This window comes from Clostridium sp. AF27-2AA, assembly GCF_003478505.1.
Lineage (GTDB): Bacteria > Bacillota > Clostridia > Lachnospirales > Lachnospiraceae > Brotaphodocola.
Genome location: NZ_QUFI01000002.1, coordinates 159,764 through 183,403, shown reverse-complemented (window position 1 = coordinate 183,403; position 23,640 = coordinate 159,764). Strand labels below are relative to the sequence as shown.

21 protein-coding genes are annotated in these 23,640 nt (G+C 50.5%); 20 read left to right on the top strand and 1 reads right to left on the bottom strand.

The window, feature by feature from the left end:
* Positions 1-40: 40 nt before the first annotated feature.
* The 20 genes from DWY84_RS02480 to DWY84_RS02385 all read left to right on the top strand — a co-directional run bounded on the left by DWY84_RS02480 (position 41) and on the right by DWY84_RS02385 (position 22,730).
* Positions 41-724 carry a GntR family transcriptional regulator gene (locus DWY84_RS02480; RefSeq protein WP_118530545.1) on the top strand — a complete coding sequence of 228 codons (684 nt, stop codon included), beginning with the start codon at positions 41-43 and terminating at the stop codon, positions 722-724.
* A gap of 142 nt (positions 725-866) precedes the next feature.
* Complete coding sequence (locus DWY84_RS02475) at positions 867-2,507, top strand: AMP-binding protein (protein WP_118530543.1); 1,641 nt, start codon at positions 867-869, stop codon at positions 2,505-2,507.
* 80 nt (positions 2,508-2,587) lie between these two features.
* Positions 2,588-3,289, top strand: a complete 702-nt coding sequence (locus DWY84_RS02470; protein WP_118530541.1) for a GntR family transcriptional regulator — start codon at positions 2,588-2,590, stop codon at positions 3,287-3,289.
* Between the two features lie 430 nt (positions 3,290-3,719).
* The gene (locus tag DWY84_RS02465) at positions 3,720-4,499 is read left to right on the top strand and encodes an acyl-CoA dehydratase activase (RefSeq protein ID WP_118530539.1); all 780 of its coding nucleotides are present in this window, start codon (positions 3,720-3,722) and stop codon (positions 4,497-4,499) included.
* Between the two features lie 138 nt (positions 4,500-4,637).
* A complete protein-coding gene (locus DWY84_RS02460; protein ID WP_118530537.1) occupies positions 4,638-5,873 on the top strand; it encodes a 2-hydroxyacyl-CoA dehydratase family protein in 1,236 nt (411 codons plus the stop codon).
* Positions 5,874-5,875: 2 nt separating this feature from the next.
* Positions 5,876-6,985: a 2-hydroxyacyl-CoA dehydratase family protein gene (locus DWY84_RS02455; protein WP_118530535.1), complete on the top strand. Its 1,110-nt coding sequence runs from the start codon at positions 5,876-5,878 to the stop codon at positions 6,983-6,985.
* 127 nt (positions 6,986-7,112) lie between these two features.
* On the top strand, positions 7,113-8,237 hold the full coding sequence (locus tag DWY84_RS02450; RefSeq protein ID WP_118530533.1) for a hypothetical protein: 1,125 nt from the start codon (positions 7,113-7,115) through the stop codon (positions 8,235-8,237).
* A 45-nt stretch (positions 8,238-8,282) separates the two neighbouring features.
* A complete protein-coding gene (locus tag DWY84_RS02445) occupies positions 8,283-9,524 on the top strand; it encodes a CaiB/BaiF CoA-transferase family protein (protein WP_118530531.1) in 1,242 nt (413 codons plus the stop codon).
* Between the two features lie 101 nt (positions 9,525-9,625).
* Positions 9,626-11,248, top strand: coding sequence for an AMP-binding protein (locus DWY84_RS02440; protein ID WP_118530529.1), 1,623 nt, complete (start codon positions 9,626-9,628; stop codon positions 11,246-11,248).
* Positions 11,249-11,309: 61 nt separating this feature from the next.
* Positions 11,310-12,455: an acyl-CoA dehydrogenase family protein gene (locus DWY84_RS02435; RefSeq protein WP_118530527.1), complete on the top strand. Its 1,146-nt coding sequence runs from the start codon at positions 11,310-11,312 to the stop codon at positions 12,453-12,455.
* 20 nt (positions 12,456-12,475) lie between these two features.
* Positions 12,476-13,273, top strand: coding sequence for an electron transfer flavoprotein subunit beta (gene etfB, locus DWY84_RS02430; protein WP_118530525.1), 798 nt, complete (start codon positions 12,476-12,478; stop codon positions 13,271-13,273).
* Positions 13,274-13,302: 29 nt separating this feature from the next.
* Complete coding sequence (locus DWY84_RS02425; protein ID WP_118530523.1) at positions 13,303-14,325, top strand: electron transfer flavoprotein subunit alpha/FixB family protein; 1,023 nt, start codon at positions 13,303-13,305, stop codon at positions 14,323-14,325.
* An 84-nt stretch (positions 14,326-14,409) separates the two neighbouring features.
* Positions 14,410-15,423 (top strand): MBL fold metallo-hydrolase, encoded by a 1,014-nt coding sequence (locus DWY84_RS02420; RefSeq protein WP_118530521.1) that lies wholly within the window; start codon positions 14,410-14,412, stop codon positions 15,421-15,423.
* Between the two features lie 76 nt (positions 15,424-15,499).
* Positions 15,500-17,509 (top strand): ABC-F family ATP-binding cassette domain-containing protein, encoded by a 2,010-nt coding sequence (locus tag DWY84_RS02415; protein ID WP_118530519.1) that lies wholly within the window; start codon positions 15,500-15,502, stop codon positions 17,507-17,509.
* Between the two features lie 61 nt (positions 17,510-17,570).
* Entirely contained in the window at positions 17,571-18,344 is a 774-nt protein-coding gene (locus DWY84_RS02410) for a hypothetical protein (protein ID WP_118530517.1), read from the top strand.
* A gap of 39 nt (positions 18,345-18,383) precedes the next feature.
* On the top strand, positions 18,384-18,989 hold the full coding sequence (gene hisH / locus DWY84_RS02405; RefSeq protein WP_118530515.1) for an imidazole glycerol phosphate synthase subunit HisH: 606 nt from the start codon (positions 18,384-18,386) through the stop codon (positions 18,987-18,989).
* A gap of 31 nt (positions 18,990-19,020) precedes the next feature.
* Positions 19,021-19,782, top strand: a complete 762-nt coding sequence (gene hisF / locus DWY84_RS02400; protein WP_118530513.1) for an imidazole glycerol phosphate synthase subunit HisF — start codon at positions 19,021-19,023, stop codon at positions 19,780-19,782.
* A gap of 88 nt (positions 19,783-19,870) precedes the next feature.
* Positions 19,871-20,551: a uracil-DNA glycosylase gene (locus DWY84_RS02395; RefSeq protein WP_118530512.1), complete on the top strand. Its 681-nt coding sequence runs from the start codon at positions 19,871-19,873 to the stop codon at positions 20,549-20,551.
* A gap of 47 nt (positions 20,552-20,598) precedes the next feature.
* Positions 20,599-21,432, top strand: coding sequence for an undecaprenyl-diphosphate phosphatase (locus tag DWY84_RS02390; RefSeq protein ID WP_118530510.1), 834 nt, complete (start codon positions 20,599-20,601; stop codon positions 21,430-21,432).
* Between the two features lie 11 nt (positions 21,433-21,443).
* Positions 21,444-22,730 carry a DUF1576 domain-containing protein gene (locus DWY84_RS02385; protein ID WP_347560744.1) on the top strand — a complete coding sequence of 429 codons (1,287 nt, stop codon included), beginning with the start codon at positions 21,444-21,446 and terminating at the stop codon, positions 22,728-22,730.
* 398 nt (positions 22,731-23,128) lie between these two features.
* On the opposite strand, the gene DWY84_RS02380 is transcribed toward DWY84_RS02385, so the two are convergent.
* The gene (locus DWY84_RS02380) at positions 23,129-23,611 is read right to left on the bottom strand and encodes a GNAT family N-acetyltransferase (protein ID WP_118530508.1); all 483 of its coding nucleotides are present in this window, start codon (positions 23,609-23,611) and stop codon (positions 23,129-23,131) included.
* Positions 23,612-23,640: the final 29 nt, after the last annotated feature.

The following is a 23,640-nucleotide window of genomic DNA, read 5'->3' as shown; positions in this document are numbered from 1 at the left end:
ATATGAACCAAAAATCCAGAGAGCAAGAGAGAAGGGAATTATGATACTGCAGGAAACCATGAGCAGCGAAGAAATTTATGAGGATTTATGCAATAAAATAGAGAAACTGGTGTATCTGCCGGGATATAAGATCAGTGAGAATGAGCTTTGCAAACAGTACGGGGTATCCCGGCATATCATCCGGACCGCCATCAGCCGGTTAAAGGAACGGACACTTCTGACTGTGTATCCCCAGAGGGGGACATTTGTGAGCCTGATTGACATGAAGGCAGTGGAGCTGATCCTGTTTATCCGGGAGTCGGTGGAGCAGGAGGCAACCCGACTTCTGCAGTTTGAATCACAGGAGGTCCGGGAACGGATGGGGAAAGCCATGAAGGACTGTATTGAACGTCAGCGGGCGGCCATATCGGAGAACATTGATATGGATGCGTTTTATGCCCTGGACAATGAATTTCATGGATGTCTTCTGGACGCAGTGGGAAAGAAGGATGTGATGGAGATCATCCGGGAAGATTATATTCATTTCCGGCGCTGGAGAAACTTTGATGTGGTCAGAACCGGAAGGCAGGCAGAAATTATAAAGGAGCATACTGCACTGATGAATGCGCTGATGAAGAATCAGACGAAAGAAGCCCACGAGATCCTGCATCTGCACTTAAACACCACGAACCGTCTGCGCTACATTCGCGAAAAGGTGGCACAGGAATATTTTATCTACCACTAAAAATAGACAAAGGCCCAAAATGAAAATCAGCAGTATTGACGAAAGTCCGTGAGTACGAAAAAAATATTTGCAAATCAGCCTGAAAGGTGTTAAGTTATTAACAGAAAAAACTTGTCGACAAGTATGCAAGGAGTTGTTTGTTATGAGGCTGATTAAAAAGACAATTGCGGAATGTCTCAGAAACCGGGTCAGGGAAAGCGCGGACCGTATCGCGCTAGAGGCAGATGAGCAGCGCTATACCTGGAAGGATCTTGATACGCTGAGTGATTATATGGTAGGAAGAATGCTTTCCTGTGGAATCAGAAAAGGCACCCATGTGGGGATCTGGAGTACCAACTCACCCAACTGGATCATTGTATTTCTGGCCCTGAGCAAGATTGGGGCAGTTCCGGTCCTTCTGAATACCTGCTACAGCACAGAGGAACTGGAGCAGGTGCTCCGCTATGCGGATGTAGAGTTTGTGTATTATGGAGAAGGCTACAAAAAGCTAGTTTACGAGGACATGGTGGCACAGCTCACGCCGAAGTTAGAGGGAACGGTGAAGCGCTGGATCTACATTGGCCGGGATACCGCAAGACAGTGGATGACAGAAAAAAGCTTTGTTTTCGCGGAGCGCATGAAAAAGGTGACACGGGAGATTGGCGGCTATATCCGGAGGGTGGGGCCGGAGGATACGGCAGCTATCCTGTTTACCTCGGGAACAACGGCAATGCCAAAGGGGGTTATGCTGAGTCATTACAGTCTGGTGAACAGCGCGCTGGAAATCTGCGGCCATATGGGCTGGGAAGAATCCGATAAGATGATGATTGCCGTTCCTTTGTTTCACTGTTTTGGCTTAACGGCCAGTCTGCTGACCAGTATCCATACCGGCTGCTGCATGCATACGGTGGAGTATTATAAGACCATAACTGTGCTGCAGACGGTACAGAAGCATCACTGTACGGTGTTAAACGGTGTGCCGTCCATGTTCCTGGCTATCACCAGGAATCCGGCCCATAAGGACTATGACTTAAGCAGCCTGCGAAACGGCATCATTGCCGGCTCGCCGGTCAGTGAGGAAGAATATGATGCCATTCGCAGGGAAATTCCGGGACTGCTCCTTCATGCATCTTACGGACAGACGGAAACCGCACCCTGCGTCAGCATCAGTGATGTGGGAGATTCGGAGACAGAGCGTGCCACAACGGCAGGACGGGTACTGCGCCACTGCGAGGTACGGATCCTGGCGCCGGACGGAGCCCGCCTGCAAACAGGGGAAGACGGAGAAATCTGCGTGCGTGGCTACAATGTCATGCAGGGCTATTATCATCTGCCGGAAGAAACGGCAAAGACCATTGACGCGGACGGATGGCTCCATACCGGCGATATGGGACATCTGGACGGACGGAATTTTCTGTATATCACAGGCCGCATAAAAGAAATGATCATTCGGGGTGGAGAGAATATTTCTCCGCGGGAAATTGAGCAGGTGATCTGGCATTACCCGGGCATCCGTGATGTGAAGGTGATCGGTCTTCCGACAGAGGTTCTGCAGGAGATGATCGTGGCCTGTATCATCCCGGAGGAAGGAATGACCATTGGCAATGCGGGCCTTATGACACATATGGAGAAGCATCTGGCGTATTATAAGCTGCCGGCACACATCGTGCGTATGGAAGCATTCCCTATGAATGCAAGCGGGAAGGTTATGCTGGGAGAACTGAAAAAACAGGCGGCCGAGATCATTCAGACGAACCCGGATACTACCCCGGCCTGTTTCGGACCTTTCGTGAATACTCTTTAAATTGCTTTTGGCCCGCGGTTGACAGCGGATTGATTCTGGCGTAAAATTGTGTAAAATAAGAGCAGCGGGGAGGAAAGAGTATGATTTACGCAAAGTCTGGTGAGAGTCATCCGAATACGTCAGATGAAATTTTTGAACAGATGCTGAACCGGATCATCCAGCTGCGCCTGGAGCCTGGACAGCTGATCAGCGAGAATCAGATGTCTGCGGAGTACGGAGTGTCCCGCTCGGTCATCCGCACTGTGTTTACGCGTCTTAAGCAGCTTGGCTTTATTGAGATTTATCCGCAGCGGGGTACCTATGTCAGTCTCATGGATTTAAGCCATATCGCGGATCTTCTGACACTGCGTACAGCGGTGGAAAAGGAAGTCCTCTATGAGATTTTTACCGAACTGGGCGAAGCAGAGCGCAGCCAGATGCTTAAGCGGCTGGAAGCGAATCTGAAGGAACAGGAGAAATACAGGGATGAGGCCGATTACTTTGGCCGTTTTCCGGATCTGGATGCCGAATTCCATAAGATTATGATCGACAGTGTAGGACGCAGCGCCATGATGCGCATGTTGGATAGCCTGATGCTGCACCTCGCGCGCTGGCGCAACTTTGATGTGGCTTTCGATAATCGTGTGCCGCAGCTGATCGAGGAACACAAAAAGATAGTTGAGGCTATTGTGGAAGGGAACATCCAGAAAGTTCAGGAATGCATGGGAAGGCATCTGGAAACGATCACAGCCATTGCGGACAGGGCTACGGCCAAGTATCCGACCTATTTCAGGAATGGTTGATCCGATCCATTATAGAAAGGAAGAGACGGAATATGCAAAGAAGCGCATATTTCCGTCTCTTTCTTGGTGTTCAGACAATTGACAGGGATTTGAGAGTGTTTAAAAATAAACAAAAAATGCATGATTTATGTAAACTAAAAAACGAAAGAAATGGTGTGCAAATAAAATCTCGGTAAAAAACACAAAAAATGCAAAGAAACTATTTACATTCATTGATAAATTTGATACTATAAGGTCATGAGTTGAGCTGTTTGTTGGCGATATTGAGGAATCGTACAACAAATTTTTTTGGCGTTTATCTTGTATACTAGAATACCAAAGTGTGAAACACAAGCAAGACGCCGTTTTTATTTGCTCAAACTTGTTTAATTTTTAACAACTGCAAAGAAACATAGAAATAACAGTTAAAAATTTCGAAGAGGTGTCAGTTATGTATACACTGGGAATTGATATTGGCTCTACTACATCCAAGGCAGTGATCCTGAAGGATGGAAGCGAAATCGTGGCCTCCTCCATTGTGGTAGCTACCGTCGGAACAGACGGAGTCAGCAAGGCACTGGAAAATGTAATGAAAGAAAGCGGTCTTACGCAGGCAGATATGGCATGCACCGTGGCAACCGGATACGGACGCCAGACCTATGATGGGGCAGATTATCAGGTCAGTGAGCTGACCTGTCACGCGCTGGGTGTCCACTATGTTTGTCCGGGCGCAAGAACAGTAATCGATATAGGAGGCCAGGATGCCAAGGTTCTTTCTCTGAATGAAGAGGGACGCATGATTAACTTTGTTATGAATGACAAATGCGCGGCAGGAACCGGCAGATTCCTGGATGTTATGGCAAATATCCTGAAGCTTGATATTTCCCAGCTGGAAACCGAAGCCGCAAAAGCAGTAAAGCCGGCAAGCATCTCCAGCACCTGCACGGTATTCGCAGAGTCCGAGGTAATTTCCCAGCTGGCATCCGGAACTGATATCCCGGATCTGGTAGCAGGTATCTGCCAGTCTGTGGCAACCAGGGTTGCATCTCTGGCAAAGCGTGTAGGCATCCGCGAGGAGGTCTGCATGAGCGGCGGCGTGGCGCAGAACGGCGGTGTCCGCAATGCCATGGCAAAGGAGCTTGGCGTGGAAATCTACTACGACAAGCGGGCACAGGAACTTGGAGCTCTCGGCGCAGCAATTTACGCATACGGAAAGAGCAGCCAGTCATAGATCAAACAGAAAGCTTACCGTGTTCCTTTGCGGAGGACGCGAGCTGATACAGACCGGACAGACGCCGCAAGTGACGTGCGGACGGCCAGAACCTATTTAAGTTTAGGAAATGAAAATGTATAAAGGAGGTTTTTCACAATGGCTGAAGAAGTAAAAAAGAGCAGACCAGCACCAGATCCGAACTCAGCAAAGTTTAAGCTGGGCCAGATCGCGGCAAAGGCTTACAGTGATGCGATGGAGGCCAAAAAACGCGGAGAGATGGTTGGCTGGTGTGCCAGCAACTTCCCGGTAGAAATCCCGGAGACGCTCGGACTGTATGTCTGCTACCCGGAAAACCAGGCAGCCGGCATTGCAGCAAGAGGCGGCGGTGAGAGAATGTGTAATGAGGCAGAGGGCGAGGGCTACTCCAACGATATCTGCGCATATGCACGTATCTCCCTTGCTTATGCAAAACTGAAATCCGCTCCGGAGCAGGATATGCCGATGCCGGACTTCGTACTTTGCTGTAACAACATCTGTAACTGTATGATCAAATGGTACGAAAACCTGGCAAAAGAGCTGAATATCCCGATGTTCATGATCGATATTCCGTTCAACCCGGATTACGAGGTATCCGATGCGGAGACCGAGTACATCAAGGCTCAGTTCTGGGATGTCATTCATGGTCTGGAAGCATACACCGGCAAGAAATGGAGCGATGAGCGCTTCAAAGAGGTTATGGCTTCCTCCGGACGCGCAAGCCGCGCATGGATCGAGGCAACCTCCCAGGCAAAATATGTTCCGTCCCCGTTCAATGGCTTTGACCTGTTAAACCACATGGCAGTTATGGTTACCGCCCGTGGTAAAGAAGAAGCAGGCGATGCTATGGAGACCCTGTTAAAAGAGTACAAAGAGAACCATGAGAAAGGCGTTTCCACCTTCCGCGCAGAAGAGAAATACCGTATCATGTTCGAGGGCATCGCATGCTGGCCGTGGCTGCGTGTTACCTCTACCGGCTTAAAGAGCAGAGGCATCAACATGGTAACCACTATTTATGCTGACGCATTCGGCTTCATCTACGATGACTTTGACGGAATGTGCCGTGCATACGCAAACGTTCCGAATGCCATGAACCTTGAGCATGCCAGAGACAAACGTATCAGGCTCTGCAAGGATAACCATGTAGAAGGTCTGTTAGTACATACCAACCGCTCCTGCAAGCTGTGGTCCGGATTCATGCCGGAGATGAGCCGTCAGATCGGCGAGGCATGCGGCATCCCGGTTGTTTCCTTCGATGGCGACCAGGCTGATCCGAGAAACTTCTCTGAGGCACAGTACGATACCCGCGTACAGGGCCTGACAGAGATCATGGAAGCAAACAAAGGAGGGAAATAGAGATGGCAGCAAAGGAATTATTAGCACAGCTTCATGAAGTTGCTGCAAATCCGAGAAAACAGCTGGACAAATATCTGGCTGAAGGTAAGAAGGTCGTTGCAGTAACCTATTATACACCACAGGAGATCGTTCATTCCATGGGCCTGGTACCGATGGGTGTCTGGGGCGCAGACATGGAGATCAACGAGGCAAAGAAATATTATCCGGCATTTATCTGCTCTATCATGCAGACAATCCTGGAGCTGGGAATCAAGGGAGAGTACAAAGGTATTTCCGCTATTATCATTCCGTCTCTGTGTGACTCCTTAAAAACTCTGGGCCAGAACTGGAAATACGCAGTAAAGGATATCCCGTTCATCCCGATGACCTATCCGCAGAACCGGAAACCGGACTTCGGCATCAAATTCACCAAGGCTGGTTATGAGAGAGTCATCAATGACCTGACTGTTGCAACCGGAGCACAGTTCTCCGAGTTCGCTCTGGTTGAGTCCATTAAAGTATACAACGAGCACAACGCAGCCATGAGAGCATTCTCCGAGGCAGCAGCAAACGCAGACATCACCGCAGCCGAGAGAAGCGATGTATTCAAGAGCGCATGGTTCATGCTTCCGGAAGAGCATACCGCAATTGTAAAAGAACTGACTGCTGAGCTCTTAGCCGGTCCGAAGAGCACCCGCACAGCCCGTGTTCTGGTAAGCGGCATTCTGGCAGATGCTCCTGGCATGTTAAAGATTTTCGACGACAACGGCATCCAGATTGTTGCAGATGATGTTGCGAACGAGACCAGACAGTATCGTACCGATACCCCGGAAATGACGAATCCGGTAGACGCACTGGCACAAAAATTCGCAAACATGGACAACTGCACACTCCTTTATGATAAGGAAAAGAAACGTGTGGATTATATCATTGAGCAGGCAAAGGCCCATGACGCAAAGGGCATCATCGTTCTGATGACCAAGTTCTGTGATCCGGAGGAGTTTGATTACGTTCCGATCAAGAGAGCATGCGAGCAGGCAGGTCTCCTGAACTTAAATATCGAGGTTGACCGCCAGATGGTAAACTACGAGCAGGCAGCCACCATGATCCAGGCGTTCAAGGAAATGCTGTAACAAAATGTTGATCGAGAGGCGGGCCGGAATCGTCCGCTTTGCGATATAAAAGAAACTGTGGGAACTATGTCAGGCGGGAAGCCTTTCATAGAACAGGATCTGCAGAAAAAAATAGGGGGATGGCATTATGATTAGTAAAGACAAAATGTCCGTAACAGTAGGTGTTGCATTTGTGTGGTTTACGACACAGTTCGGCGGCGGTTTTGCATCAGGCAACCAGCTTCGTCAGTATTTCGTACAGTTCGGAATCTGGGCATTCGTAACCTGCATTATGACTCAATTCCTGGGTGCATTTTTCCAGTGGTATGCACTGAGATATGCAAAGAAGCATGAGGTTTATGATTACAGAAGCTTCAATAACAGTTTTTATGGCAAGTATGCGCCGATTTTTTCCAATCTGTATGAGCTGGTATATATTGTGACGATATGCGTAGCTCCGGCAGCAGCATTCGCAACCGGTGTCAGCACTATGGAAAGTGCATTTGGCATTAATCACTGGGTTGGAACGATCTTTGTAGGAATCTTTATTTTTGCGGTAGCTGTATATGGCACCAACGTAGTACGTAAAGTGGCTGCTACTTTATCGGTACTGATTGTTGCGGGACTGTTGATCGTTTATATTCCGAATATCATCGCACAGTGGGGTGATATTTCCGCAAACATTTCCGCGAGCATGGCAAATCCGGCACCGTTTGGCAAGGCACTGTGGATCGGCTTCGTATATGCAGCCTTCCAGCTGGCATCCATCGGTCTGTTAGTACAGCACGCAAAACCGTTCGCATCTCCGGATGACGCGAAGACCTCTATGGTTCAGGGATTTTTCGTAAACGTTCTGATTTGCCTGATGGCTGTTGTTGGTCTGATGGCAATCGCAAATGATCCGAACTTCGCAACCGAGAGCATTCCGCTGCTGATTCTGGTAAACAGAGGTGTGGCACCGGGCGTGCTTCGTCCGATCATTTCCATCCTGATCGTACTTGGTTCTGTATCTACTGCGGTAAACATGATCGCTGGTATGTCCAACCGTGTATGTTCTTCTCTGGACAAAAACTTTGATCCGACTGCAAAACCGGGTGTAAAGGTTATCGTTGTTACCCTGATCTGCACTGTAGTAGCATTCGGTATTGCGCAGCTTGGCCTGAATAAGATTGTGGCAGTAGGCTACAAGTACCTGGGCTATTTAACCATTCCGGTTATCATGATCCCGTATCTGGTACATATGGCAGCTACCAAGTTCGATACCAAAGACTGAATCTGTTAGGAACATTATATTTTTCAAAAAGGAGTGTAACATAAAATGAGCAAACCATTGGAAGGTGTAAAAGTTATTGAACTGGCAACCTTTATCGCTGCGGCAACCGCAGGCAGATTTATGGCTGACCTTGGAGCAGATGTTATTAAAATTGAGTCCGCAAAGGGTGATCCGTTAAGATATACCGCTCCGTCTGAGGGACGTCCGTTGGATATGTATGAGAATACAACCTGGGATCTGGAAAATGGTAATAAGAGATGTATCTCCCTGAACATGAAAACTCCGGAGGGCAAGGAGGCATTCTTCAAGCTGCTGGATTCCGCAGATGTCCTGATCACCAACTGGCGTGTGCAGGCACTGCAGAGAGCAGGTCTTGACTATGAGAGCTTAAAGGAAAGATATCCGAAGCTGGTTTATGCAATCTGTACCGGTTATGGTGAGTATGGTCCGGATAAGGATCTTCCGGGATTTGACTTTACCGCATTCTTTGCAAGAGGCGGATACTTTGAGACTCTGCGTCAGAGAAGCGATGTCCCGTTCAACGGTGCGCCTGGTGTCGGTGACCACAACGTAGGTATGAACCTGGTAGCCGGTATTCTGGCTGCATTATATCAGGCTAAGACCAAGGGTGTCGGTGAGAAGGTTGAGACCTCCCTGTTTGAGAGTGCTGTATACAACATGGGCATGATGGTTCAGGCATCCAACTATGAAGGTATTGCGCAGCAGTATCCGATCAATATCCGCAATGGTGCTAACCCGTTCAACTCCGCATGGCATACCGCAGATGACCGTTATATCCAGACCTGTATGCCGGATTACAACACCTACTACAAGAAATTCATTGCAGCAGTTGGCCGTGAGGATCTGGTAGAGAATGAGAATTACTTCCCGATCCTGACCTGTCAGGAAAAGGGTCTGACTACGGAAGTTTATGATATTGTTATGGAAGCTTTCGAAAAGAAGACCGCAGCAGAGTGGAAAGAAATCCTGACTGCAGCAGATATTCCGTTCGCGCTGTGCCAGAACTGGATCGAGATCCGTAACGATAAGCAGGCAGAAGCCAATAACTGCTTCTACGATATGACCTATTCCAATGGCAATACCAGAAGACTGGTTCGTACCCCTGTCAAGTTTGAAAATATGGGTGTTCCAGATTACAGACGTGGACCGTTGATCGGTGAGCAGGGTGTTGATGTTCTGAAGGAAATCGGTTATAATGAAGAGCAGATTGATGCACTGAAAGCAAACGGAACTCTTTATATCTGGGAAGATCCGAAAAAAGCATAAAGAGTGTTCCTTAGATACAGAATAAGGAAACAGGGCTGCGCGGGCGCAGAAGCCACGCAGCCCTCTATGCGGCAATAACTTGTATACAAGTTGGAGAGAACATGGAATTGACGAAAAAAACAATCGGGCAGTATCTGAGGGAACAGACAGCCGTGATCGGAGATCATACCGCCATGGAAATGTTTGGCTGGAGCTGCAGCTTTGCGCAGCTGGATGAGACTTCCGATCTTATGGCAGGCAGACTGGAGGATATGGGAGTCACCCGGGGAACCCATGTGGGAATCTGGAGTGTCAACAGTCCGAACTGGGTATTTACTTTTCTTGCGCTGGTGAAGATCGGAGCGGTTCCGGTCCTGATCAACACCTGTTACCGGGATGAAGAACTGAAGGGAATCCTGAATTACTCCGATGTGGAATATGTGTTCTGCGGCGCTGGATGCAAGGATATCGTCTATGACGATGTGATCGCGGACATCCGAAAGGATACGCCGAAGGTAAAGCGCTTCCTTCATCTGGATGAAAAGGAAGCAGGAACCTGGATGAGCCCGGACAGCTTCGGCCGCCGGGAAAAGTCACCGGAGGTTCTGGTCCGTGTACAGGAACTGAAAAGCCAGGTGCAGCCGGAGGACGCGGCCTGCATGATCTTTACGTCCGGCACCACATCCCTTCCAAAGGGAATCCTGCTGAGCCATGAGCAGCTGCTCAACAACAGCCGTGCCATGGTGGAGGCGATGCACTGGAGTGTCGCGGATAAGATGTGCATAACCGTTCCGCTGTTTCACTGCTTCGGCATCACTGCCGGCGTGATTGCCTGTATCACAGGCGGCATGGCAATGTGCCTGATCCCGTATTTTCGGACAGCCCATGTGTGGGACGCCATTGATCAGTACAAATGTACGATCTTAAACGGTGTTCCGAGCATGTTTCTCGCATTGATCCGCAAACCGCAGTACGCGGGACGTCAGGCACCAGATCTGAGATCCGGCATCATTGCAGGCTCACCGTGTACCCCGGAGGATTTTCTGGAAATCTGCAGACGGTTTCCGCAGATGCATCTGCAGCCGTCCTACGGACAGACAGAAACATCACCATGTATTGCCATTGCAGACTGGGATGATCCAAATGAAATCAAGGCGGTATCGGCCGGACATGTGATTGAACATGTGAAGGCGCGTATCGCGGATCTTGCAACCGGGAAAGAAGCAGCACCGGGGAAGGCCGGAGAGATTCAGGTCCAGGGCTATAATGTCATGCTGGGGTATTATCATCTGCCGCAGGCCAATGCCAAAGTTTTCACAGAGGATGGATGGCTGAGAACCGGAGATATCGGCTACTTTGACGAAACGGGTGAGCTTCATATTACCGGACGCCTCAAAGAGATGATCATCCGTGCGGGAGAAAATATTTCTCCGCGGGAGATTGAGCTTGCGATCCGCCGTTATGAGGGCGTGGCGGATGTCAAGGTAGTAGGAGTTCCGGCACAGGTCCTTCAGGAAGAAATCGCAGCCTGTGTGATTCCGAAGCCGGGAGTGCAGATCGATAAAGAACGGATGCTTTCCTATTTAAAACAGCATCTGGCAGATTACAAGGTTCCGGCCTATGTATTCTGGTTTGAAAAATTTCCCATGAACGCGAGTGGTAAGATTGAATTAAAGGAGCTGCGAAAAGAAGCAGCGGAGCGTGCCGCAAAACAGCGTGAGACGGCTGGCGGCACACAAGAATAAGCATACAGCCGGAGCAATCCGGTTTAGATATCAATATGTATGAAGGAGGAAATAGAGCAAGATGGCAGACGCATTTTTCACAGAGCAGCATGAACTGGTCAGAAAACTGGCAAGAGAATTTGCAGAGACAGAGCTGACAAAAGAAGTCCTCGATAAAGTTGAGGAGGAGGAGGTTTTCCCGGAGGAAATCCTCGATAAGATGGCAAAAGCCGGTTTCTTCGGAATCAAGGTTCCGAAGCAGTACGGTGGACAGGGCGGAGACGCGCGTTCTTACGTTATCGTAATGGAAGAAATTGCAAGAGTATCCGGTGTTGCAAGTATTTATGTTTCTTCCCCGAACTCACTTTCCGGCGGTCCGTTCCTTCTTTCCGGAAACGCTGAGCAGAAAGAGAAATATTTACGTCCGGTAGTAACTGGCGAAAAGAAGGTCTGCTTCGCGCTGACTGAGCCGGGCGCAGGTTCCGACGCAGGCGGCATGCAGACCACCGCAGTAAAAGACGGTGACTACTATGTGCTGAATGGCCGTAAGACCTTTATCACCATGGCGCCTCTGGCTGACTGGGCGGTTGTATACGCAAAGACCGACATGAGCATGGGCACCAAGGGTATTTCCGCATTCATCGTAGACATGAAGCAGGAGGGTGTATCCTGTGGTAAGCCGGAGAAAAAGATGGGTGTTGTAGGCTGTGCAACCAGTGATATCATTCTGGAGAATGTACGTGTACATAAAGACAACCTGCTTGGCCAGGAAGGCAAGGGCTTCATTAATGCCATGAAGACTCTGGATACCGGACGTATGGGCGTTGCTGCACAGTCTATCGGTGTTGCACAGGGCTGTCTGGATGAAGCAATCAAGTACGCAAAAGAGAGAAAGCAGTTTGGCCGTCCGATTGCAAAATTCCAGGCGATCGCATTTATGCTGGCTGAGATGGCAACCAAGCTTGAAGCAGCTAAGAACCTGGTTTACAAGACCGCATGGCTGATTGATAACGGTCAGGATGCTTCTATGGCAGCTTCCATGGCAAAATTCTACGCATCTGAGGTCTGCAACGAGATCGCTGCAAAGACCGTTCAGATCCATGGCGGATACGGCTTCATTAAGGATTATAAGATTGAGCGTATGTTCCGTGACTGCCGTGTATTCACGATCTATGAAGGAACCAGCCAGGTACAGCAGATGGTAATTTCTGGTAAATTACTGAAGTAATTAGGAGGGAGCAGACCATAATGAAGATCTTAGTATGTGTAAAACAGGTGCCAGACACCACAGAAGTAAAGATTGATCCGGTTAAGGGAACCCTGATCCGTGAGGGCGTTCCGAGTATCTTAAACCCGGATGACGCAAATGCGCTGGAGGCAGCACTTCAGTTAAAAGACAAAGACCCGGAGGGAACCTCCGTTGCAGTATTAACCATGGGACCGCCGCAGGCAACCTACATGCTGCGTGAGTGCCTGGCAATGGGCGCTGATGAAGCTTATCTGTTAAGTGACCGTGTATTCGGCGGCGCAGATACCTGCGCAACCTCCACCACCATCGCAGCCGGCATCCGCAAGGTAGATGAACTGGGCAAGGTAGATATCATCTTCGCAGGCCGTCAGGCAATCGATGGTGATACCGCTCAGGTAGGGCCGCAGATTGGCCAGAGACTTGGTGTTCCGGTTGTTACCTATGTACAGGATTACAAGGTTGAGGGTGACAAAGTGATCGTTCAGAGACAGCTCGAGGATGGTTACGAAGTAATCGAGGTTGGCATGCCGTGCCTGTTAACCGCTGTAAAAGAGTTAAACACCCCAAGATATATGAGCATTGGCGGTATTGTAGATGCTTACCAGAAAGAGATTACCGTATGGGATCACGTTGCAGTTGACCTGGATCCGGCAGACTGTGGACTGAAAGCTTCTCCTACCCGTGTATTCCGTTCCTTCACTCCGCCGCAGAAGGGCAAGGGCGAAATGCTTGAGGGCAGCATTCAGGAGATGGGTGCAAAGCTTGTAGGCAAACTGGTCGAGAAGCATTACATCTAAGCACAAGTGAAAGGAAAGGGTACGAAGAAATGGCAGACGTAAAGGATTTAAGCGCCTACAAAGGCGTATGGGTATTTGCAGAGCAGAGAGAAGGCAAGATCATGCCGGTAGTAATCGAGCTGCTCGGAGAGGGCCGCAAGCTGGCTGACGCAGTTGGATGCGAGCTGTGTGCCGTACTTCTTGGTGATAAAGTAGAGGGACTGACCGATGAACTGTTTGCATATGGCGCAGATAAGGTATATCTGGCAGACGATCCGGAGTTAAAGGATTACCGTACCGATGCGTACAGCATTACCATTGGCAAGGCAATTGAAGAGTACAAACCGGAGATCGTTCTGTTAGGCGCTACCCATATCGGCCGTGATCTTGGTCCGTGTCTGGCAGTAAACTGCAACACCGGCCTGACCGCAGACTGCACCAAGCTGGAGATCGATCCGACGGATAAGAAGATCCAGCAGACCCGTCCGGCATTCGGCGGAAACTTAATGGCTACGATTATCTGCCCGGATCACAGACCGCAGATGTCTACCGTACGTCCGGGTGTTATGGAAAAAGCACAGTACCAGGAAGGCCGTAAGGGCGAGATCGTAAAATTAAATGTTTCTTTCAAGGAAGGCGAGATCCGTACCAAGGTTCTGGAAATCGTAAAGAGCTTGAAGGAGACGGTTTCCCTGACCGATGCGAAGATCATCGTTTCCGGCGGTATGGGACTTGGCAAGCCGGAGGGCTTTGAGTTATTAAAGCAGCTGGCTGATAAGCTGGGCGGCGTTGTCGCAGCTTCCCGTGCGGCAGTTGACGCAGGCTGGATCGATCACTCCTACCAGGTAGGACAGACCGGTACTACCGTAAAACCAAAAGTATATTTTGCATGTGGTATTTCCGGTGCAATCCAGCACGTGGCAGGCATGCAGGATTCCGAGCTGATCGTTGCCATCAACACCAACGAGTCTGCACCGATCTTCGAGATCGCAGACGTTGGCATTGTAGGTGATCTGTATAAAGTGATCCCGGCAATCATCGAGGAGCTGGACAAGGCAGAAGCAAAAGACTGATCATAAAACGAACCTTTATAAGAGAGTGGGATGCAGAAGTGTCCCGCTCTTTTGTTCGATTAAGGAAAAGCGGAGGACTTAGACATGATGGGATATGACATCAGGGAGGTGCTACCGGAGGTGTTCCGGATTCCGGTGCCTCTGGAGGGTAATCCACTCAAAGAGTTAAACAGCTATCTGTTCCGGGGCAGCAGGGAGGCGAAGCAGCGCAATCTGCTGGTGGATACCGGATTTCGGACAGAAGGCTGCAAAAAAGCGCTCCTTAAGGGACTGGGGCAGCTCGGCGTATCCATGGAGGATACGGATATCCTGCTGACACATCTTCATGCAGATCACAGTGGGAACGCCCCGGAGCTGATCCGGCCGGGCGGAAGGGTATATATCAGCCGGGAGGATTACCGGTTTATGGACGGAACATTGCAGGAGCACCGTTCGGAACGCTTCCGGGAAAACGGAATTGAGGAATCGCTTTTGCAGGCGATGTTAGCATGTACGCCGTCCAGAACCATGGCAGCGCCGCTTTCCTTCCGGGATTATACGCTGCTGGAGGAAGGAGATGTGATCTTAGCGGGGCGGTACACGCTGCGGGCCATCTGGACACCGGGACATACACCAGGGCATTTCTGCTTTGAAGTCTGCGGTACCGGCGCCATGCTTCTGGGGGATCACGTGCTGTTTGACATTACGCCCAATATCACAGACTGGTGGGATGTGCCGGACTCTCTGGGCAATTATTTAAGGAGCCTGGACAAGCTGGAAGCCTATCCGGTTACCCTGCCGCTTCCGGGACACCGGCAGGCAGGGGATATGAAGCTCAGGATCCGTCAGCTGAAGGAGCATCATAAGAAGCGTCTGGCAGACTGCCTTAGAATTGTCCGTGAATTGCAGCATGATCCGGTGAAGAAGCCCTGCCTTTATGATATTACGGGCTGCATGAAATGGAAGATCCACTGTGATGGCTGGGATGATTTTCCGCCGGCCCAGCGCTGGTTTGCCCTGGGTGAATGCTTTGCGCATCTGGACCATCTGAAACAGGAAGGACTGGTCAGGGAGGTCTGCGGGGAGCATGGTGTGCATTATGAACCTGTTGAGAAATAAAAAGATCCGGTAAAAAACTTTTAAAAGCCTCTTTTTTTTGCTACACTGTTACCAGTAACAAAGAAAAGAGGTTTTTATGTTATATCAGATTACGGATGGTACCGTTTCGGCGGGCGGACATGTGATTTTGTCCCATGTGGATTTTGAGATAAAGGGAAATGAAAAGATTGCCCTGGTGGGGCGAAATGGCGCAGGAAAGACCACGCTTTTAAAGCTGATCGCAGGAGAACTTTCCCTGGACCGGGACGACAGGCGCCAGGGAGCAGGTGTGACGAGTTCTCGCCGGCTGACCGTGGGGATGTTAAAGCAGCAGGCTTTTTCGGACCGGGAACAGACCGTGGAGGAGATTCTTCTGGCGGCATGCCCGTTTCGCGATACCTTTGCACGGGAACGGTTTGAATATGAGCAGGAGTATGACCGGATCTTTACCGGCTTTGGCTTTGCAAGGGCTGACAAGCACAAAAAGATCGGAGATTTTTCCGGAGGTGAGCAGACGAAGATCGCGCTGATCCGTCTGCTGCTGGAAAAACCGGATATTTTACTGTTAGATGAACCGACGAACCATCTGGATATTGCCACGATCCAGTGGCTGGAGCAGTATTTAAAGCGGTATGAGCACGCGGTGGTGCTGGTGTCTCATGACCGTTTTTTTCTGGATCAGGTGGCAGAGACTGTGGTTGAGGTTTCTGACGGGAAGCTGACCCGGTATGCAGGCAATTACAGCCAGTACCGGGAAGAGAAGCAAAAGCGGATCGAACGGCAGCGAAAGGCCTGGGAGCGGCAGCAGGAGGAGGCGGACCGCTTAAACGGCGTGATTGAGCGTTTTCGCCACAAGCCGACGAAAGCATCCTTTGCCCGGGCCAAGAAAAAGCAGCTGGAGCGTATGGAGCGGGTGGAAAAGCCGGTGGAGGATGATGTGCATCTGTTTACCGGCAACATTGAGCCGCTTATTCCGGGCAGCAAGTGGGTGTTTGAGGCAGAGCACTTGAAAATCGGCTATGACCGGGCACTTTTAGAGATTACCCTGCGGATCCGCCGAGGACAGAAAATGGGCATTCTGGGGCCAAATGGAGCAGGAAAAAGTACCTTTTTGAAGACGGTGGCGGGGCTTTTGCAGCCGTTTCAGGAAAAGGATAAGTCTGTGGAGCGGCGGTGTGTGCTGGGAAACAACATTACCATCGGATATTTTGACCAGCACTCGGCAGAGATTCAGTCGGAAAAGTCCGTGGCAGAGCATTTTCATGACCTGTTCCCATCCATGACAGAGAAAGAGGTGCGGAATATTCTGGGGATGTATCTGTTCCCTGGAAAGCTGGCATCCCGGCGGGTGAGTGATTTATCCGGCGGTGAAAAAGCACGGCTGGTGCTGGCGGAACTTTTGCAAAGCCGCCCGAATTTTCTGGTGCTGGATGAGCCAACCAACCACATGGACGTGCAGGCGAAGGAAACGCTGGAATCGGCTTTCCAGGCCTATACCGGAACCATTCTCTTTGTGTCCCATGACCGGTATTTCATCCGTCAGGTAGCCCAGAGCGTGCTGATCTTTGAGGATGGAGGCCCCATGTATTACCCGTTCGGTTATGAGCATTACCTGGAGAAAAAGCAGAAGGCGGACGAATACGGAGAAGAGCTTTCAGCCCAGGTAAAGGCCGAGGACGCAGCACTTTTAGCAGGAATGCGGGCTGTGCCGAAGGCGGAACGCCACCGCCTTAAGGAGTTTTCCGTCGAGGAAGCCTATGCGGACTGGAAACTGCGGCTTGTGCAGGAAAAACTGGAGCCGGAGGAACTGGAGTATGGACGGCTTGAGGAAGAATATCAGGGGCTTTTGGATGAGTGGAAAATGTCAGAGGCGTACTGGATGACAGAACCCGCGGCGCGGATGACGGAAAAAACAGAGGCAGAGTCATCGGGAGAAAAGACCGCCGGAGGGACAGCCGGAATACCGGATGAGCCATCTGGCCTGCAGGAAGATGTGGCGGCCGCGAAAGCACGGCGCGACGAGGCGTGGGAGTGCTTTCACGCGCGGTGCATGGAATGGTATGAGGTGTATGAGGAAGTACACGGATATTCCGGCCTGGAGATCTAAGAAGATTTTAGACAGAACAGGCCGGATAGAAAAATTACTGGAGATTTCAGGAGGATAAATCATGGATGCAGAGAAGATAGGCGCGCGCCTTTCGGGCTGTCAGAAGCTTCTGATTGGTCTGGGCGAGGAGTGGAAATGGAAACGCGGGGACGCTGCGCAGGAGGCGCGGCTGCGGGAAGCCTACGCGAATTTATATGAGCTGGTGAAGAATAAGGACTATTTTATCATCACGATGGCAACAGATGCCCTGATCTTTGAGACAGCGCTTGGAAGCCAGACGGAGACCGCCATAACGGAGGAAATTCACATGGAAGAGGTGTCCTGCCCGGCTGCCGATGAGCAGACTCAGGCAATGATGGACCGCCTTTTCCCGGTGAAGGAAAAACCAAAGGATAAGCGGGTGCAGCGCATCGTAGCGCCCTGCGGAAATGAAACGTGGAAACAGTGCTCTGCGGGATGTACGAAGGACATCTGGGAGCCGGATGAGATTCCGTCCGGCATCTGTCCGCATTGTGGCGCGCCGTTAACAGGAAACACCATTGAGGCGCATCCGTACATAGAAGAGGGCTATCTGCCCCAGTGGAACCGCTATACCCAGTGGCTGACCGGAACCTTCAACAAGGATCTGGTAATCCTGGAGCTGGGAGCTGGCTTTGCGAATCCGGGCGTGATCCGCTTCCCCTTTGAGAAGACCGCATTTTTTAACCAGGGCTCTTTCTTTTTGCGGATAAATAAGACCTTCCCGCAGACGACACAGGAGCTTCATGAGCGGGCATGCGGTGTTCACCAAAATTCGGTAGACTGGATGCTGAAAAATGATTATAATGTAGAATAAAATCGAACTGATAACTAGCAACTGCATGGAGGAGACCGAATGATAGCGATTATTGACTACGATGCCGGAAATATACGAAGTGTGGAAAAGGCACTGACCGCCCTGGGCGAGCAGCCGGTTGTAACAAGAGACAAAGAAAACATTCTTGCGGCAGACAAACTGATCCTGCCGGGTGTTGGTGCCTTTGGGGGCGCCATGGAACGCCTGCACCAGTATGGTCTGGTGGAGGTAATCCGGGAGGCGGTAAAGAAAGGTACTCCGCTTCTGGGAATCTGCCTGGGCCTGCAGCTTTTGTTTGAGCGAAGTGATGAGAGTGATGGTGTGGAGGGCCTTGGCATTTTGAAGGGCGAGATCTTAAAGATTCCGGACAGCCCGGGACTCAAGATTCCGCATATGGGCTGGAATTCCCTGGAAATCAAACCGGGAACCAGACTGTTTGCCGGAATTCCGAATGGGTCTTATGTGTACTTTGTGCATTCGTATTACTTAAAGGCAGAGGACACAGAAATCGTGGCAGCCACCACAGAATACAGCACCCACATTCATGCGGCGGTGGAGCAGGGCAATGTATTTGCCTGCCAGTTCCATCCGGAAAAGAGCAGTGAGGTGGGGCTTCAGATCCTGAAAAATTTCATCAGCCTGTAACGGACAGGGCAGTTTGTAGGAGGAACAGCATATGTTTACAAAGAGAATCATTCCCTGTCTGGATGTTCACAACGGACGGGTGGTAAAAGGTGTCAATTTCGTGAATCTGCGGGATGCCGGAGATCCGGTGGAGATTGCGGCAGCCTATGATAAGGCCGGCGCCGATGAACTGGTATTTCTGGACATTACGGCATCTTCTGATGCAAGGGAGACTGTGGTGGACATGGTACGCCGGGTGGCAGAGACCGTGTTTATCCCGTTTACGGTAGGTGGAGGCATCCGCACCGTGGAGGATTTCCGGCGGCTTCTTCGGGAGGGCGCGGATAAGATTTCCATCAATTCTTCCGCTATCAATACACCGCAGCTGATCAGTGACGCGGCAGACAAGTTCGGTCGCCAGTGTGTGGTGGTTGCCATTGATGCCAGACGCAGGGAAGACGGATCTGGCTGGAATGTATACAAAAATGGCGGACGTATTGATACCGGTCTGGACGCCGTGGAGTGGGCCATGAAGGCAGACTCTCTGGGTGCCGGTGAGATTTTGCTTACCAGCATGGACTGTGATGGAACCAAGGCCGGCTATGACAATGAGCTGACTTCCCTGATTGCAGAGAACGTGTCGATTCCGGTCATTGCATCCGGCGGCGCAGGAACGAAGGAGCATTTCTACGATGCACTGACCAAAGGAAAGGCGGACGCGGCGCTTGCGGCATCTTTGTTCCATTATAAGGAGCTGGAAATCCGGGATTTAAAGCAGTATCTGCGGGAGCGGGGCATTTCCGTGCGCCTGTGATTCAAAGCTGTGCCTGGCGCGAAATTCCGGTGTTTCCGGCAATGCAGGTCTGCATGGGAACGAAGCACTGGCAACGAAAGGAGAAGCTATGGGAGCCATTGCAAATGACTGGCTTGGCCCGTTAAGCGGGGAGTTTAAGAAGCCATATTATAAGAAACTGTACGAGACAGTGAAACACGAATACGAGACACGGCAGGTGTTCCCGGATCCGAACGACATTTTTAACGCGTTTGAATTTACACCATTGTCTGAGGTGAAGGTGGTGATTCTGGGACAGGATCCTTACCATAACGTGGGGCAGGCCCACGGGCTGTGCTTTTCCGTAAAACCGGATGTGGAGATCCCGCCGTCCCTGGTGAACATTTATCAGGAGCTGCACGATGATCTGGGCTGTTACATACCGAACAACGGATATCTGGTGAAATGGGCAAAGCAGGGCGTCATGATGCTGAATACTGTGCTGACCGTGCGGGCCCATGCGGCCAATTCCCATCACGGCATTGGCTGGGAGGAGTTTACCGACGCGGCCATTAAGATCTTAAACGAGCAGGACCGGCCGATGGTATTCATTCTCTGGGGCAGACCGGCCCAGATGAAAAAGTCCATGCTAAACAATCCGAAACACCTGATTCTGGAAGCACCGCATCCAAGCCCGCTTTCCGCGTACCGGGGCTTTTTTGGCAGCAGGCCGTTCAGTAAGACCAATGCCTTTTTAGAGGCGAACGGGCTGACACCGATTGACTGGCAGATTGAAAATGTGGTAAAATAATTCTTTGGATTGTTATAAATATGACAAGAAAGAAATGAGGCAGAGCTATGGATTTTATTGAATTTTTAAAGGTTCTGGTGCTGGGTATCGTGGAGGGCTTTACCGAATGGCTTCCCATCAGCAGCACCGGCCATATGATCCTGGTGGATGAGATCATCCATTTAAACGTGACAGACGCGTTTATGTCCATGTTCCGGGTTGTAATCCAGCTGGGGGCGATCCTGGCGGTAGTTGTTTTGTACTTCCGGCGGCTGAATCCTTTTGATCCGGGAAAGACAAGGGCACAGAAGGTTGGAACGGTAAAGCTCTGGATGAAGATTGTGGTGGCCTGCATTCCGGCGGCAATTCTCGGACTTTTGCTGGACGACTGGATGGATGCCCATCTCTACAACGGATATGTGGTAGCGGCTACCCTGATCATCTACGGCGTACTTTTTATTGTGCTGGAGAATCACAACCAGTACACAGATTTCCCGATTCAGCGAACCGGCCAGATTTCTTATCAGACCGCATTTTTCATCGGCCTGTTCCAGGTGCTTTCCCTGGTGCCAGGTACCTCCCGTTCCGGTTCTACCATTCTGGGAGCCATGATCCTGGGCTGCTCCCGCAGTGCGGCTGCAGAGTTTTCCTTTTTCCTGGGAATCCCGGTCATGTTTGGCGCGAGCCTGTTAAAGCTGTTGAAGTTCGGGTTCCATTTTACCGGACTGGAGCTGTTTTATCTGATTGCCGGTATGGTGATCGCCTTTGTAGTATCGGTGTACTCCATCAAGTTCCTGATGGGTTACATCAGAAAAAATAACTTTAAGGTATTTGGTTATTACCGGATCGTGCTGGGCGTCATCGTGCTGTTCTATTTCGGAGTAACTGCGTTCCTTGGATAATGGAGGAATTGATGGAACGATTTGGACTACAGAGACCCCTTTCAAAAAACAAATGCTTTTTGATTTTGTCCCTGCTCCCGGTTTATTTTATTATAGCCGGATTGTTCATGCAGCCGGTAGATGAGATTTTTCATGGAATTGTGGAGATCATTCGGGAACCGGATTTTCTGATTACGGATTATTTTGTGATCGGCGGTGTCGGGGCGGCCTTTATCAATGCCGGTGTCCTGACGTTGATCTGTATTGGCATCATGTATGCGCTGGATATGAATTTTGACGGTCATACCGTTACATCCACCTGCCTGATGTTTGGATTTTCCCTGTTTGGAAAGAACCTGCTAAACATCTGGATGATTCTGGTGGGAGTGTTCCTTTATGCAAAGTATCATAAAACTACGGTAAAGCGTTACCTGTATGTGGGTTTTTACGGGACGAGCCTTTCTCCGATCGTGAGCCAGGTTATGCATATTGTGGATCTGCCGCTGCCACTGCGGTTTCTGCTGTGCGCGGCTACCGGCATTATCATCGGATTCGTGCTGCCACCGCTAAGTACCCATGTCCATTTTTCCCACAAAGGTTATTCCCTTTACAATGTGGGATTTGCAGGCGGCATCATCGCAACGGTGATCGTGTCTATCCTGAAGTCTTTTGGCGTTACCATTGAGTCCCGCCTGATCTGGTTTACCGGACAGAACCAGACCTTTATCATTCTGCTGTCCATCCTGTTCGGTGCCATGATCATTTATGGAATTGTGACGGACCCCATGGCGCTGGAGGATTACCGCAGTATCCTGCGCTCTTACGGTCTGGGCGGTACGGATTACTACAAGTCCGAGGGCGGTGCGGCGGTCATGATCAATATGGGCGTGAACGGCCTGGTTACCATGCTGTTTGTGGTCATGGTAGGCGCGGACTTAAACGGTCCGACCATCGGCGGAATCTTTACCGTGGTTGGCTTCAGTGCCACCGGTAAGCATTTAAGAAATATTCTTCCGGTCATGGCCGGAGTGCTCATTGCCAGTGAGGCAAAGAGCTGGAGCATTACCGATCCGTCCGCCATTCTGGCCCTTCTCCTTTCCACGACGCTGGCGCCGATTGCCGGTGAGTTTGGAATTATCGCGGGCTTGATCGCAGGTTTTTTACATTCTTCTGTAGCGCTGAACGTGGGAATTGTGTACGGAGGCATGAACCTCTACAATAACGGATTCGCTGGCGGCCTCGTGGCCATGTTCCTGGTACCGGTGATCCAGTCCATCTGCGACAGACGCGCAAGAGCAAGGGGCGGATTATCGCTGTAACACAATAAAGATTTAAGAATAGTCACGAAAGGTCCGAAGCAGGCCGGGGTGGTATCCCGCTGCGCAAAATATAAGTGCCGTGTTCGGACGATGTGGCTGACAGCCGTTTGCGGATAGTCGGACATGCTGTCCGCCTCCCGAAAACGTCAGTCGCCACATAGCCGGACACGTTGCACTTATATTTATGCTACGCAGGATACCACCCCGGCCTGCTTCTGCTTTCCTGCTATTCTACGGTAATAAAAAACACGGCCAGAATGGTACTGGTAAAAGATGGAAATCATGGCTTTTATCAGTACCGTTCTGGCTGATTTTATTTCTCTCTTAGCGGGAGCAATACAGCAGAAGCCGGTAATCCCGGCTTCGGACCTGTAGTGGGTTCTGTCTCTATATTGTTATTAGAATGTCAGGCGCATTTGGTACCAGGTTACGTTGCCGTGGACGGATGCGGAGACGCCTTCATTTACGAAGCCGAACTTTGCGTAGTAATGGATGAGCTTATCCTTGCAGGTCAGCACCAGTCCTTTGCGGCCCTGGGCTTTTGCATCGGAGATGGCGCGCTTGATGAGGTCTCCGGCATAGCCATGTTTGCGGTACTCCGGGATGGTGTTGACGCCGAAGATCATCTGCCAGGCACCGGATTCCTTGTGGAGCTCGGCGCGCTCATACATTTCATCGGTCAGGTCAGCTGCATCGGTAACCATGCCGTCTACAAAAGCAATGAGCTTACTTTCATCAAACATGAGCCAGAAATGATCACCGTAATGGGAAAGGCGGTGTTCAAAATCGGCACGGGTAGCGGCCTCCGACGGCGGGAAGCATTCTGCTTCGACAGTGGTGACAGCATCAAGGTCTTCTATGGTTGCGGTTCTGATTAACATAAGGAAAGTCCTCCTGAGTATTTTCTAGA